The sequence below is a fragment of the Pseudomonas sp. CFBP13509 genome (genome assembly GCF_005233485.1).
In the GTDB taxonomy this organism is placed as follows: Bacteria; Pseudomonadota; Gammaproteobacteria; order Pseudomonadales; family Pseudomonadaceae; genus Aquipseudomonas; species Aquipseudomonas marginalis.
In genome coordinates this window covers 306,607-319,776 of record NZ_QGAA01000005.1, presented here as the reverse complement: position 1 = coordinate 319,776, position 13,170 = coordinate 306,607, and the positions used below count along the sequence as shown (strand labels likewise).

Sequence of the window (13,170 nt, the reverse complement as noted above, 5' to 3'; positions counted from 1 at the left end):
ATCGTAGATCAGCAACACAGCGACCAAAGCAATCCGTTTGCTCTTGACTCCCGATTGGGAGGGTCATGAAGGTGAAGCTTCATGGCGAGGGCGATCAACAAAAACAAGAAGCCCGAAATCAATAATAAAAATAGAGCACGCAACTACTTCTGGGGGAGCTTCGGCTCCCCTTGTAGTTTCCGGGATTTGACGATTTAAGGCTTATGGCGCAACGCCGAAGCTTGTTCCTACACCATCCCCTGACTAAATGCTAGAATCCCCGCCCATCATGCGGTCATTCTTCGTTATGGCCGAACATTCCTTCAAACAGTGCATCCCATGCTGAAGAAGTTGTTCCAGTCATTCCGTTCTCCCTTGCGTCGTACGCAACACAAACGCAGCACGCCTGAAGTGCTCAACAGCAGCCAGCATTCGTTGCAGCGCGCTCAATTCAGCCGTTATGCGGTGAATATCGTCGAACGGTTGCAGAACGCCGGTTACCAGGCCTACCTGGTGGGCGGTTGCGTACGCGACATGCTGCTCAATATCACGCCTAAGGATTTCGACGTCGCCACCAGTGCCACGCCTGAGCAAGTGCGTGCCGAGTTTCGCAATGCGCGAATCATCGGTCGCCGCTTCAAGCTGGTGCACATCCACTTTGGTCGCGAAATCATCGAGGTCGCGACCTTCCGTGCCGGCCACCCGCAAAACGATGAAGAGGAAGACACCAATCAGTCCTCCCGCAACGAGAGCGGGCGCATCCTGCGCGACAACGTCTATGGCACCCTGGAAGAAGACGCACAGCGCCGCGACTTCACCATCAATGCCCTCTATTACGACCCGGTCAGCGAACGCATCCTCGATTACGCCAATGGCGTACACGACATCCGCAATAACCTGATCCGCCTGATCGGCGACCCGACGCAGCGCTATCAGGAAGACCCGGTGCGCATGCTGCGGGCCGTGCGCTTCGCCGCCAAGCTCAACTTCGGTATCGAGAAACACACCGCCGCACCGATACGCGAGCTGGCACCGATGCTGCGGGAAATCCCGTCCGCGCGTCTGTTCGAAGAAGTGCTCAAGCTGTTCCTCTCCGGCTACGCCGCCGACACCTTCGAAATGCTGGTCGACTTGCAGTTGTTCGACCCACTGTTCCCGGCCAGCGCCGAAGCACTGGAGTACAACCCGACTTATACCCACACGCTGATCAGCGAAGCCTTGATCAATACCGACCTGCGCATCAAGCAGAACAAACCGGTCACGCCGGCGTTCCTGTTTGCCGCCCTGTTGTGGCCGGCCCTGCCCAAGCGCGTACTGCGTCTGCAGGAACGTGGCATGCCGCCGATCCCGGCCATGCAGGAAGCCGCTCACGAGCTGATCGCCGAACAGTGCCAGCGCATTGCTATCCCGAAACGTTTCACGATGCCGATCCGCGAGATCTGGGACATGCAGGAACGTCTGCCGCGCCGCAGCGGCAAGCGCGCCGACCTGCTGCTGGACAACCCGCGCTTCCGTGCCGGCTACGACTTCCTGCTGCTGCGTGAAAGCGCCGGTGAGCAGACCGACGGCCTGGGCGAATGGTGGACCGACTATCAGGATGCCAATGACAGCCAACGCCGCGACATGATTCGCGACCTCGGCAGCAAGGGTGATGGCGAAGGCGCAGGGCCGAAGAAGCGTCGTCGCAGCGGCACCAAGCGCAAACGCAGTGCTGCCGATGCCTCGGGCGCTGCGGGCGAATAAACGTGGAACGCATCTACATCGGCATGGGCAGCAACCTGGCAGCCCCGGACCAGCAATTGCGCAGCGCTATCCAAGCGCTGGCGCAATTGCCAGACACTTGCGTCGCGGGTGTGTCCGCCTTTTACCAAAGTGACTCCCTGCTCCCGGGCCAGCCGCGCTACACCAACGCAGTTGCCGCCCTGGACAGCCGCCTTGCGCCACTTGACCTGCTGGACGCGCTGCAAGCCATCGAAAACGACCACGGCCGCGAGCGCCTGGAGCGTTGGGGCCCTCGCACCCTTGACCTGGACATTCTGCTGTTTGGCGATCGCCTGATCGACGAACCGCGCCTGAAGGTGCCCCACTATCAGATGCACCTGCGTGCATTTGTGTTGTATCCGCTGGCCGAACTGGCACCTGCCGCATTGCAATTGCCGGATGGCAAGCGCCTCAGCGCCCTGCTTGAAGCCTGCCCGTTTGTCGGCCTGGAACGGCTCCCGGTTGCTGAATCGCGTCAGTAACAGCGGTAACACCGCCATCGTAACAATGCGGTAACACATCCAATTGACTTCCCGTGTCCTCCTCACGACTATAGGCGTCCCGCTGCCGCCAACCCGGCAATGAAGGGCGCAATCCAGGCCTTATAAGCACTGCTCTCAAGACAGTGCGCCTGTATAAACGAAGACTCACGCGCGTTACTCGCTGTTTCCAAGCGCCTGAACGAGGACCCTTTTCATGCCAGACATTACCCTGACCACCTTGCAGAGCCTCAAGCTCAAAGGTGAAAAAATCACCATGCTCACCTGCTATGACGCCACCTTCGCCCACGCCAGTTGCCAGGCCGGGGTTGAAGTGTTGTTGGTAGGCGACTCCCTGGGCATGGTCCTTCAAGGGAATGACAGCACCCTGCCCGTCACCACCGATGAACTGGCCTACCACACCGCCAGCGTCAAGCGCGGGAACGACGGCGCATTCATCATCGCCGACCTGCCGTTCATGGATTACGCCACCGTCGAGCAGACCTTCCTGAACGCCGGCAAACTGATGCGTGCCGGTGCACACATGATCAAGGTAGAGGGCGCCGTATGGCTCGCCGAGTCGATTCGCCTGCTGGCTGAACGCGGCGTGCCGGTCTGTGCACATATGGGCCTGACACCACAGTCCGTGAACATCCTCGGCGGCTACAAGGTGCAAGGCCGCAACGAAGCCCAGGCGCGCCAGATGCGCGCCGATGCCATCGCCCTGGAGCAGGCGGGCGTCGCGATGATCCTGCTCGAATGCGTGCCCAGCGAACTCGCGGCAGAAATCACCCAGGCCGTTAAGGTGCCGGTGATCGGTATTGGCGCGGGCTCGGCCACCGACGGCCAGGTGCTGGTGCTGCACGACATGCTCGGCCTGTCGATTACCGGCCGCGTGCCAAAGTTCGTGAAGAACTTCATGACTGGCCAGGACAGCATCCACGCGGCATTGAGTGCCTACGTCGCCGAAGTCAAAGGCGTGACCTTCCCAGGCGCCGAACACGGATTCTCTGCATGAACACCGTAAAAACCGTACGCGAACTCAGAGCCGCCGTCGCCCACGCCCGCAAGGCCGGCAAACGCATCGGCTTCGTGCCCACCATGGGTAACCTGCACAGCGGACATGCCAGCCTGGTCAGCAAGGCTGTGCAGCAGGCGGACTTTGTCGTGGCGAGTATTTTCGTCAACCCACTGCAATTTGGCGCCGGCGAAGACCTGGACAAGTACCCTCGCACCCTGGCCGCCGATCAGGAAAAGCTCCTGCAGGCCGGCTGCAACCTGCTGTTCGCGCCAACCGTCGAGGAGATGTACCCCGGCGGCATGACCGGCCAGACCCGCGTCAGCGTCCCGCAATTGTCCGAAGGCTTGTGCGGCGCCAGCCGTCCCGGGCATTTCGAAGGCGTGGCGACCGTGGTCAGCAAATTGTTCAACATGGTCCAGCCGGACATGGCTGTATTTGGCCAGAAGGACTACCAGCAACTGGCCGTGATTCGTGCCATGGTCCATGACCTGAACATGCCGATCCAGATTATCGGCGAGCCCACCGTACGCGCCGATGATGGCCTGGCGCTGTCCTCGCGCAACGGTTTTCTCAGCGAAGAACAACGTGCGATCGCGCCGGTGCTGTACCGCAGCCTCAGCCAGATTGCCGCAGCCATCAAAAGCGGTGATCACGACTTCGCCAGGCTGCGTGCCGAACAGGTGCAGCAGATCGAGGCTGCCGGGTTGCGCCTGGATTACCTCGAAGTGCGCCAGGGCCTGCACCTGCGGGCCGCTACGGCGGAGGATCGGGATATTGTGATTCTGGTGGCGGCCTTCCTAGGCACGACCCGCCTTATCGACAACCTGCATCTGACCCTCGACTGACCCCTCTGAACACCCCGCCGATTGCCCTGATCGCTGTGCCGGTATAAAAAAGTACCGGCCACAGCGCAGACAAAGCCAAGACATATCGACACGCTAGGTTTAATGTAATCGCCCTGCGCTATGGTTAGCGCTGTCTGGAACCCAATCCTTGAGATAAGACTGGATGTTCCGGGCTTTGAAGTGTCCTAAAGGCAGTCCCCGTAATAAAAGGAAACCCGCAGCGATGGCGTACTACCGCACCCCTCATGACGTTACCGCTCTGCCCGCCTGGCAAGCGCTCAACCAACATCGCCAAGCCATGCAGGATTTCAGCATGCGCGAAGCGTTCAATGCCGATCCCCAGCGCTTTTCCCAGTTCACCTTGAGCAGCTGCGGACTTTTCCTCGATTACTCGAAAAACCTGATCACCGGCGAGACCCGCGACCTGCTGGTGGGCCTTGCCAACGAAGTGGGTCTTAAAGACGCAATCAACTCGCTGTATGCGGGCGAGCCGGTCAACTCCTCCGAAGGCCGGCCTGCCCTGCACACCGCCCTGCGTCGCCCGGTGGGCGACAAGCTGTCGGTCAATGGCGTGAACATCATGCCGGACGTGCACAAGGTGCTGAACCAGATCACCGACCTGGTCGGCCGCATCCACGACGGCCTGTGGCGTGGCTACACCGAGAAGCCGATCACCGATGTGGTGAATATCGGCATCGGCGGCTCGTTCCTCGGCCCGGAGCTGGTCTCTGAAGCGCTGTTGTCCTACGCCCACAAAGGCGTGCGCTGCCACTACCTGGCGAACATCGATGGCAGCGAATTCCATGAGCTGACCATGAAGCTGCGCGCCGAGACCACGCTGTTTATCGTCTCGTCGAAATCCTTCAACACCCTGGAAACCCTGAAAAACGCCCAGGCTGCCCGCGCCTGGTACCTGGCCCAGGGTGGCTCGGAAGCCGAGCTGTACCGCCACTTTATCGCCGTGTCGAGCAACAACGCGGCCGCCGTGGCCTTCGGTATCCGCGAAGAAAACATCTTCCCGATGTGGGACTGGGTGGGCGGCCGTTATTCGTTGTGGTCGGCCATCGGCCTGCCAATCGCCCTGGCCATCGGCATGTCCAACTTCAAGGAACTGCTGTCCGGTGCCTACACCATGGACCAGCATTTCCAGAACGCGCCGTTCGAACAGAACATGCCGGTGCTGCTGGGCCTGCTGGGCGTTTGGTACGGCAACTTCTGGGGTGCGCAGAGCCATGCGATCCTGCCGTACGACCACTACCTGCGTAACATCACCAAGCACTTGCAACAGCTGGACATGGAATCCAACGGCAAGAGCGTGCGCCAGGACGGCAAACCGGTGTCCACCGACACCGGCCCGGTGATCTGGGGTGGCGTCGGCTGCAACGGCCAACATGCTTATCACCAGTTGCTGCACCAAGGCACCCAACTGATCCCGGCCGACTTCATCGTGCCGATCGTCAGCTTCAACCCGGTGTCCGACCACCATCAGTGGCTGTACGCCAACTGCCTGTCCCAAAGCCAGGCACTGATGCTCGGCAAGACCCGCAGCGAAGCCGAAGCCGAGCTGCGCGACAAGGGCATCCCGGAAGACGACGTGCAGAAGCTGGCACCGCACAAGGTGATCCCGGGCAACCGTCCGAGCAACACGCTCGTGGTTGAACGCATCAGCCCGCGTCGCCTGGGCGCCCTGGTTGCGATGTATGAACATAAAGTGTTCGTGCAAAGCGTGATCTGGGGCATCAACGCCTTCGACCAATGGGGCGTGGAGCTGGGCAAGGAGCTGGGCAAGGGCGTATACAATCGCCTCACCGGCGCCGAAGAAACCTTGGCCGAAGACGCTTCGACCCAGGGGCTTATCAACTACTTCCGCGGCCGTCACCGCGGCTGATGCAGGCACCGCAAGGCCAACGTCCGTTTGGACGTTGGCCTTGAACCCTCTCCATACAGGGTGCATCTTTATAACTTGTCGCAAAAACAAGAATAAGGATCGCTCATGTTCGATATCAGCACGTTTCCCACCGCCGATGCCGTCCGCCGGGCTGCGCAACTCAGTCAAGAGGACTACCAGCGCCTCTATCGCCAATCCATCGAACAGCCGGACACGTTCTGGGCCGAGCAGGCCAAGGGCTTTCTCGACTGGATAACACCGTGGCACACCGTCCAGCAGTCAGACATCCAGACCGGTGCCGCCCAATGGTTTGCCGGTGGCCAGTTGAACGTCAGCTACAACTGCATCGACCGTCACCTGGCGCAACGCGCCGATCAGCCGGCCTTCATCTGGGAAGGTGACGATCCTGCAAAATCTTCCAAAATCACCTACCGCCAACTGCACCAAAACGTCTGCCGCCTGGCCAATGTGCTGAAAAGCCGTGGCGTGAAAAAGGGCGACCGGGTGTGTATCTACATGCCGATGATCCCGGAAGCGGCCTACGCCATGCTGGCCTGCACGCGGATTGGCGCGGTGCACTCGGTGGTATTTGGCGGGTTCTCACCGGACGCCCTGCGCGACCGCATTCTGGACGCCGACTGCCGCACCGTGATCACAGCCGATGAAGGCGTGCGCGGTGGTAAGCCGGTGGCGTTGAAACAGAACGTCGACAAGGCCCTGGCCAGCTGCCCCGACGTCAGCACGGTGCTGGTGGTACAACGCACCGGCGCACCGGTGAGCTGGAGCGAAGGCCGCGACCTCAAGTATCAACAGGCCCTGGATGCAGCGAGCGACGATTGCCCTCCCGAACCGATGGACGCCGAAGCCCCGCTGTTTATCCTCTACACCTCCGGCAGCACCGGCAAGCCCAAGGGTGTGCTGCACACCACGGGCGGCTACCTGCTCCAGGCGGCAATGACCTTCAAGTACGTACTCGATTACCGCGACGGTGAGGTGTTCTGGTGCACCGCCGACGTGGGTTGGGTCACCGGCCATAGTTACATCGTGTACGGGCCGCTGGCCAATGGCGCGACCTCGCTGATGTTCGAAGGTGTGCCGAGCTACCCGGACAGTTCGCGCTTCTGGCAGGTCATCGATAAACACCAGGTGAATATCTTCTACACCGCTCCCACCGCCTTGCGCGCGTTGATGCGCGAGGGTCACGCCCCGCTGGAGACGACCTCCCGCGCCAGCCTGCGTCTGCTGGGCAGCGTGGGCGAACCGATCAACCCGGAAGCCTGGGACTGGTACTTCAACGCGGTGGGCGAACAGCGTTGCCCTATTGTCGATACCTGGTGGCAGACCGAGACCGGCGGCATCATGCTCAGCCCGCTGGTCAGCGCCCAGCGCATCAAACCAGGTTGCGCCACCCAGCCGATGTTTGGCGTGCAGCCCGTGCTGCTGGATGAACAAGGCAAGGTCATCAGCGGTGCCGGCAGCGGCGTACTGGCGATCAAGGCCAGTTGGCCGGGGCAGATTCGCAGCGTCTACGGCGACCCGCAGCGCATGGTCGACACCTATTTCAAACCCTACCCCGGTTACTATTTCACCGGTGACGGCGCGCGCCGCGATGAGGACGGCGACTACTGGATCACCGGGCGTATCGACGATGTGATCAACGTGTCCGGCCACCGTATCGGCACCGCCGAGGTAGAAAGTGCGTTGGTACTGCATGACCAGGTGGCCGAGGCTGCCGTGGTGGGCTACCCCCACGACGTCAAGGGCCAGGGCATCTACGCCTTTGTCACCCCCATGAATGGCGTCGAATCCAGCGAGGCGCTGAAAAAACACCTGCTGGAACTGGTCAGCAAGGAAATCGGCAGCTTTGCCAAGCCGGAACTGATCCAATGGGCACCGGCCTTGCCGAAAACCCGATCCGGCAAGATCATGCGCCGGATTTTGCGCAAGATCGCCTGCAACGAACTGGACAGCCTGGGTGATACCTCGACCCTGGCCGACCCCAGCGTCGTCGACGGCCTGATCGACAAACGCCTGAACCGCTAGGAAACCCGAGTCGCCATGGAATTTATCCGCAGCCGTATCGAAACCCAGTTGATGAGCCTCACTGGCTTGTCACTGGGCCAACTGGACCTGGAAAACCCCAAGGGCGATCCGGGCCTGTTCGGGCCGGACTCGGTCAGTTGGCAAGTCCATGGTGACTTCAGCAGCATGCTCATCGGCGGCATCAGCGCCTTGATGCTGCAAGCCTTGCACCCATTGGCCCTGGCCGGCGTGTGGGACCATTCGAATTTTCGCCAGGACATGCTTGGGCGCCTGCGCCGTACCTCGCAGTTTATTTCCGGTACCACGTTCGGCGCGCGCAAAGACGCCGACTGGCTGATCGAAAAAGTGCGCACCATTCACCTGCAGGTGGTGGGTCATGCCCCGGACGGGAGGCCTTACGCGGCCAGCGATCCAGCGCTGCTGACCTGGGTGCATGTGGCGGAGGTGAGCAACTTTCTTGCTGCCCACTTGCGCTATCGCAACCCGCACCTCTGCGGCCGTGATCAGGACCGTTACTACAGCGAGATCGCCGTCGTCGCAGAACGGCTGGGCGCGCAGGATGTGCCGCATTCACGCCAGGAAATTTCCGATTACCTTGAGAATATCCGTCCGCAATTGCTGTGCGACGAGCGCAGCCGCGAAGTGCTGCGCCTGTTGCTGAACGCGCCCTCCCCCAGCCTGTTGGCCAAGCCTTTTGGTGCCTTGATGATGCAAGCCGGGATCGACCTGCTGCCGGACTGGGCCAGCACCCTGCTCGATCAGCACCAGGGCCCGCTGCAACGCCGGATGATCCGCGCCGGGGTCAAGCGCAGCGCGCCGTTGTTGCGCTGGGCGATGCGCAATGGTTCGGTGCAGCGTGCACACCGGCGGATGGGGTTGATGTAGGCAACGCGCCATAGCTGCTAAACTCCGCGCCCTCATTACCCCCATTTACCTAAGCAAGGCGCGCTCCATGTCTCCCTTGAATCAGGCGCTGCGCGCCGCCCTCGATCATCGCCAGGATCTGATCAGCGAACTGCACGCCCAGGGCACCGATTGCTATCGGCTGTTCCATGGCAGCCAGGAAGGCGCCGGCGGCCTGACCATCGACCGCTACGGCCCGCAGTTACTGGTGCAAAGCTTCCATCAGTCGCTGGAAACCACCGACCTGCTGGAGCTGCACCAACTGGTCAACCAGCACATGGGCCTGGAGTTGCTGCTGGTCTACAACGACCGCTCCCGCGGCAACTCGCGGGTCGATCGCGAAGATTCGGTATACCGCGCCGAACCTGCCGCGCTGGAAGACCTGGTCGGCCACGAATGGGGCCTCAATTACCGTGTCCGTGGGCGCCACGCCGGCCAGGACCCACTGCTGTTCCTCGACCTGCGCAATACCCGCGGCTGGGTCAAGGGCCACAGCGCCGGCAAAAGCGTACTGAACCTGTTTGCCTACACCTGTGGGGTGGGCCTGAGCGCCGCTGCCGGGGGTGCGCGCGAGGTATGCAACCTGGACTTCGCCGAGGGCAACCTGGCGGTGGGGCGTGAAAACGGCCAGCTCAATCCACAGCTTCCTACCATGGAGTTCGTGCAATCGGACTACTTCCCGGCGATTCGCCAACTGGCCGGGCTGCCGATCACCCAGCGTCGCGGGCAAAAACTGCCGAGCTATCCGCGCCTGGAGCAGCGTCAATATGACCTGGTGTTGCTCGACCCGCCGGCCTGGGCCAAGAGTGCCTTCGGTACCGTTGACCTGTTGCGTGACTACCAGAGCCTGCTCAAGCCGGCACTGCTCGCTACAGCCGACAATGGCGTGCTGATCTGCTGTAACAACCTGGCAAAAGTCAGCATGGAGGATTGGCGTGAACAGGTGCTGCGTTGTGCGCAAAAGGCTGGGCGTCCGGTGCGGGACTGGAAAATCATGACGCCCGGCGGGGACTTTCCCTCACAAGATCAACAGCCACCGCTGAAGACTCTGATACTTCAACTGTAAGCAGCATCCTAAAGGCCCGGTTCTTCGGAACCGAAAACCCGTGCCATACTCCAAGGCACTCCTGTTTGACATAGATGGCGCCGCCCCATGCCCAAAGGATTGATTCGCGCCGCTGGCGCCTTGTTGACTGCCCTCGCGTTGTACAGCTTGCTGGGCTTTCTGATTTTGCCTGGCATCGCCCTTCGCATTGCCAACCAACAGTTGGCCAATTACGCCACAGTGCCGGCACGCATCGAACGGATCGAACTTAACCCGTTCAGCCTGGAAGTAACGGTATGGGGCTTGAAGATCGGCGAGCCCGGTAAGGAACAGGTAGGTTTCGAACGGCTTTACGCCAACCTGCAGACCGATAGCCTGTGGACCCGCGCCCTGCACCTGGCGGATGTGCAACTGGACAAGCCCAGGACCGAGTTGTTGTTCGACAAGTCAGGCCAGCTGAATCTGGCGCAGTTGTTCAAGCTGCCACCGAGCGAGCCGACCCCGGCAGACCCTGACGCCAAGCCGTTCCCGCTGCGTGTCGACAGCATCAAGCTGGCTGGCGGTTATTTGCATTTCCAAGACCTGCGTCCCAGCGAACCCATCGAATTCCTCTACGACACCCTCGACTTCGAACTGAAGAATCTCAGCACCCTGCCGGAAGACAATGCGGACATGACCTTGGTCGCCGCCGGCCCTGAAGGCGGGCAGATCGACTGGAAAGGCAACTTCAGCCTGGTGCCGATCACGTCCGAAGGTACGCTCAAAGTCACCGGCGGCAAGATGAAAGCCTGGTGGCCTTATGTGCGTGACGCCTTACCCCTGGTACTTGAAGACGGCGTGCTCAACTTCAGTACCGAATACAGGTTCAGCCTGGCCAAAGAGACCGAGCTGAACCTGACCAACACCGCCGCCAGCATCGCGCCGTTCGCGATCAAGGCCCCGGATGGCCGGCCGTTGGTGCGCCTGGAGCGTTTGGACGTCAGCGAGACCACGGTGGACCTGGCCAAACAGCAGGTGGTGGTGGGCAAGATTCGCAGCAATAAACTCGAGACCTGGGCGGCTCGTGAAGCGGATGGGCAACTGGACTGGCAAAAACTGTTCGCCGGCCAGCCGAACAAACCGGCCAAGGCGCCGGAGCCTGCGACTGCACCCGCCACGGCCGACTCGCCAAAGCCTGCGCCCGTCGCCCCAAGCAAGCCCTGGCAAGTGCTGCTCAAGGATGTACAGCTGCGCAACTACCAAGTGCACTTGGCCGACCGTCAGGCCAAACCTGCGGTGGCACTGGAGCTCGGCCCGTTGAACGTCGACGTGCAGAACTTCGACAGCCTCAACCAGAGCCCCTTTACCCTGAAGGTCGACACCGGCCTGGGCAAGCAGGGCAAGATCCAGGCAACCGGCACGGTTAACCTCAACCCGGTCAGCGCCAAGTTGAAGGTCAATACCAAGGACATCGACCTGCGGGTCGCCCAGTCCTATATCAGCCCGTTTATCCGCCTGGAACTGCGCAGTGGCATGCTTGGCAGCGACCTCGACGTGAACCTGAAAAGCACCGATCCCCTGGCGCTGCAGATCACCGGCCGAGCGCAGGTTGACCAGTTGCATACCCTCGACACCCTCAAGACCCGCGACTTCCTCAAGTGGCAGCGCCTGGTGCTCGAAGGCGTGAACTACCAACACGGCGACAGCCTGTCGATCGACAAGGTCAACCTGCTGCAGCCCTATGCGCGGTTCATGATCAACGATGACCGCACCACCAACGTCGACGACTTGCTGATCCCGCAGCCGGCCGACAGTGGCGCCAAATCGTCAGCCAAACCTGCCGCGAGCAAAGACAAGCCGCTGGGTATCCATATCGGGCAGATTGCGATCAACGACGGTTCGGCCAACTTCGCCGACTTCAGCCTCACCCCCAATTTCGCCACTGCGATCCAACAGCTCAATGGGCAGATCGGCACCATCGACAGTCGCCAGGCCAAGCCGGCGAGCGTTGACATCAAGGGCAAGGTCGACCGTTATGCACCGGTGACCATCAAAGGCAGCGTGAACCCGTTTGACCCGATGGCGGCGCTGGACATCGCCACCAGCTTCAAACGTGTCGAGCTGACCACCCTGACGCCTTACTCGGGCAAGTTCGCCGGTTTCCGCATCCGCAAGGGCCGCCTCAACCTTGACCTGCATTACGTGATCACCAAGGGCCAGTTGAAGGCTGAGAACAAAGTGGTGGTCGAGCAATTGCAGCTGGGCGAAAAAGTCGACAGCGCCGATGCCGTGGACTTGCCGATTCGTCTGGCAATCGCCTTGCTCAAGGACAGCGACGGCAAGATCTCCATCGAACTGCCCGTATCCGGTGACCTGAATAACCCGCAATTCAGCGTGATGCCCATTGTGTGGCAAACCCTGCGCAATCTGGTGGTGCGAGCGGCCACTGCGCCGTTCAAGTTTATTGGCGGATTGGTCACCGGAGGCGGAGCGGAGGACTTGGGTAGCGTGTCGTTCGCGGCAGGCTCCAGCGAGTTGAACAAAGACGCCGAAGGCGCTCTCAACACCTTGGCCAAAGCCTTGAAAGAACGCCCTGCCCTACGCCTGGAAATCGAAGGCACGGCCGCAGCCAGCAGCGACGGCCCATTCCTGGCGGCCCAGCGGCTGGAGCGGGAATACCAATACAACTACTACAAAATGCTGCAGCGCCGTGGCGAGAAAGTCCCGGCCCAGGCGTCCTTGCTGGAAGTCCCTGAGGGCGAAAAAGCCCCCTTGCTCGAAGGTATTTACCGCACCCGCTTGAAACAGCAGCCTCCGGCAGAATGGAAGGACCTGAGCAGCAGTGACCGCACCGCCAAGTTGAAAGAGGGCGTGATCAAGTTCTGGAGTGGCAGTGACGTGCTGCTGCGCCAGTTGGGCCAGGACCGTGCAAGCACGATCAAGGACTACCTGGTGGATAAAGCCCAGCTGGAGGACGACCGGGTCTACTTCATTGACGCGCAACTGGGCCAGGCAGAGAAAGACGGTCGAGTGATAACGCCGATGCACCTGGATGCCGAGTAGGCGTCCACGGCAAGCCGCTACCGCATTACTTTCCCGCCCCAATAGAACAGGCCCCGACACAGAAGTGCCGAGGCCTGTAATGACCACATCCGTGTGGTCGGTCGCATGAAACTTAGAGGTGCATTGAGTGGATATCTAACTCACGCGCCGCCGCCGCTAGTTCA

At 61.1% G+C, this 13,170-nt stretch carries 9 protein-coding genes; all 9 read left to right on the top strand.

The genetic code is table 11. The features are described from left to right. Window positions 1–318: 318 nt before the first annotated feature. The 9 genes from PspCFBP13509_RS11255 to PspCFBP13509_RS11215 all read left to right on the top strand — a co-directional run bounded on the left by PspCFBP13509_RS11255 (window position 319) and on the right by PspCFBP13509_RS11215 (window position 13,006). Window positions 319–1,722, top strand: a complete 1,404-nt coding sequence (locus PspCFBP13509_RS11255) for a polynucleotide adenylyltransferase PcnB (RefSeq protein ID WP_027605381.1) — start codon at window positions 319–321, stop codon at window positions 1,720–1,722. Window positions 1,723–1,724: 2 nt separating this feature from the next. Then, window positions 1,725–2,222 (top strand): 2-amino-4-hydroxy-6-hydroxymethyldihydropteridine diphosphokinase, encoded by a 498-nt coding sequence (gene folK, locus PspCFBP13509_RS11250; protein WP_137212044.1) that lies wholly within the window; start codon window positions 1,725–1,727, stop codon window positions 2,220–2,222. A gap of 214 nt (window positions 2,223–2,436) precedes the next feature. Then, on the top strand, window positions 2,437–3,237 hold the full coding sequence (panB, locus tag PspCFBP13509_RS11245; protein ID WP_065925304.1) for a 3-methyl-2-oxobutanoate hydroxymethyltransferase: 801 nt from the start codon (window positions 2,437–2,439) through the stop codon (window positions 3,235–3,237). Continuing rightward, a complete protein-coding gene (gene panC, locus PspCFBP13509_RS11240; RefSeq protein ID WP_074847624.1) occupies window positions 3,234–4,085 on the top strand; it encodes a pantoate--beta-alanine ligase in 852 nt (283 codons plus the stop codon). Before panB ends, panC begins: the two co-directional genes overlap by 4 nt. 223 nt (window positions 4,086–4,308) lie before the next feature. Next, complete coding sequence (gene pgi / locus PspCFBP13509_RS11235) at window positions 4,309–5,973, top strand: glucose-6-phosphate isomerase (protein ID WP_027605377.1); 1,665 nt, start codon at window positions 4,309–4,311, stop codon at window positions 5,971–5,973. A gap of 105 nt (window positions 5,974–6,078) precedes the next feature. Then, window positions 6,079–8,016 carry an acetate--CoA ligase gene (gene acs / locus PspCFBP13509_RS11230; protein WP_137212043.1) on the top strand — a complete coding sequence of 646 codons (1,938 nt, stop codon included), beginning with the start codon at window positions 6,079–6,081 and terminating at the stop codon, window positions 8,014–8,016. A 15-nt stretch (window positions 8,017–8,031) separates the two neighbouring features. After that, window positions 8,032–8,901 carry an oxygenase MpaB family protein gene (locus PspCFBP13509_RS11225; RefSeq protein ID WP_065925307.1) on the top strand — a complete coding sequence of 290 codons (870 nt, stop codon included), beginning with the start codon at window positions 8,032–8,034 and terminating at the stop codon, window positions 8,899–8,901. Between the two features lie 67 nt (window positions 8,902–8,968). Then, window positions 8,969–9,985 carry a class I SAM-dependent rRNA methyltransferase gene (locus tag PspCFBP13509_RS11220; protein ID WP_137212042.1) on the top strand — a complete coding sequence of 339 codons (1,017 nt, stop codon included), beginning with the start codon at window positions 8,969–8,971 and terminating at the stop codon, window positions 9,983–9,985. An 87-nt stretch (window positions 9,986–10,072) separates the two neighbouring features. After that, window positions 10,073–13,006 carry a DUF748 domain-containing protein gene (locus PspCFBP13509_RS11215; RefSeq protein ID WP_137212041.1) on the top strand — a complete coding sequence of 978 codons (2,934 nt, stop codon included), beginning with the start codon at window positions 10,073–10,075 and terminating at the stop codon, window positions 13,004–13,006. Window positions 13,007–13,170: the final 164 nt, after the last annotated feature.

What these genes read in the sequence shown, in the direction of transcription:
- acs (WP_137212043.1), top strand. Translation starts at nt 6,079, where the DNA reads ATGTTCGATATCAGCACGTTTCCCACCGCCGATGCCGTCCGCCGGGCT.
- panC (WP_074847624.1), top strand. Translation starts at nt 3,234, where the DNA reads ATGAACACCGTAAAAACCGTACGCGAACTCAGAGCCGCCGTCGCCCAC.
- pgi (WP_027605377.1), top strand. Translation starts at nt 4,309, where the DNA reads ATGGCGTACTACCGCACCCCTCATGACGTTACCGCTCTGCCCGCCTGG.
- PspCFBP13509_RS11225 (WP_065925307.1), top strand. Translation starts at nt 8,032, where the DNA reads ATGGAATTTATCCGCAGCCGTATCGAAACCCAGTTGATGAGCCTCACT.
- panB (WP_065925304.1), top strand. Translation starts at nt 2,437, where the DNA reads ATGCCAGACATTACCCTGACCACCTTGCAGAGCCTCAAGCTCAAAGGT.
- PspCFBP13509_RS11255 (WP_027605381.1), top strand. Translation starts at nt 319, where the DNA reads ATGCTGAAGAAGTTGTTCCAGTCATTCCGTTCTCCCTTGCGTCGTACG.
- PspCFBP13509_RS11215 (WP_137212041.1), top strand. Translation starts at nt 10,073, where the DNA reads ATGCCCAAAGGATTGATTCGCGCCGCTGGCGCCTTGTTGACTGCCCTC.
- PspCFBP13509_RS11220 (WP_137212042.1), top strand. Translation starts at nt 8,969, where the DNA reads ATGTCTCCCTTGAATCAGGCGCTGCGCGCCGCCCTCGATCATCGCCAG.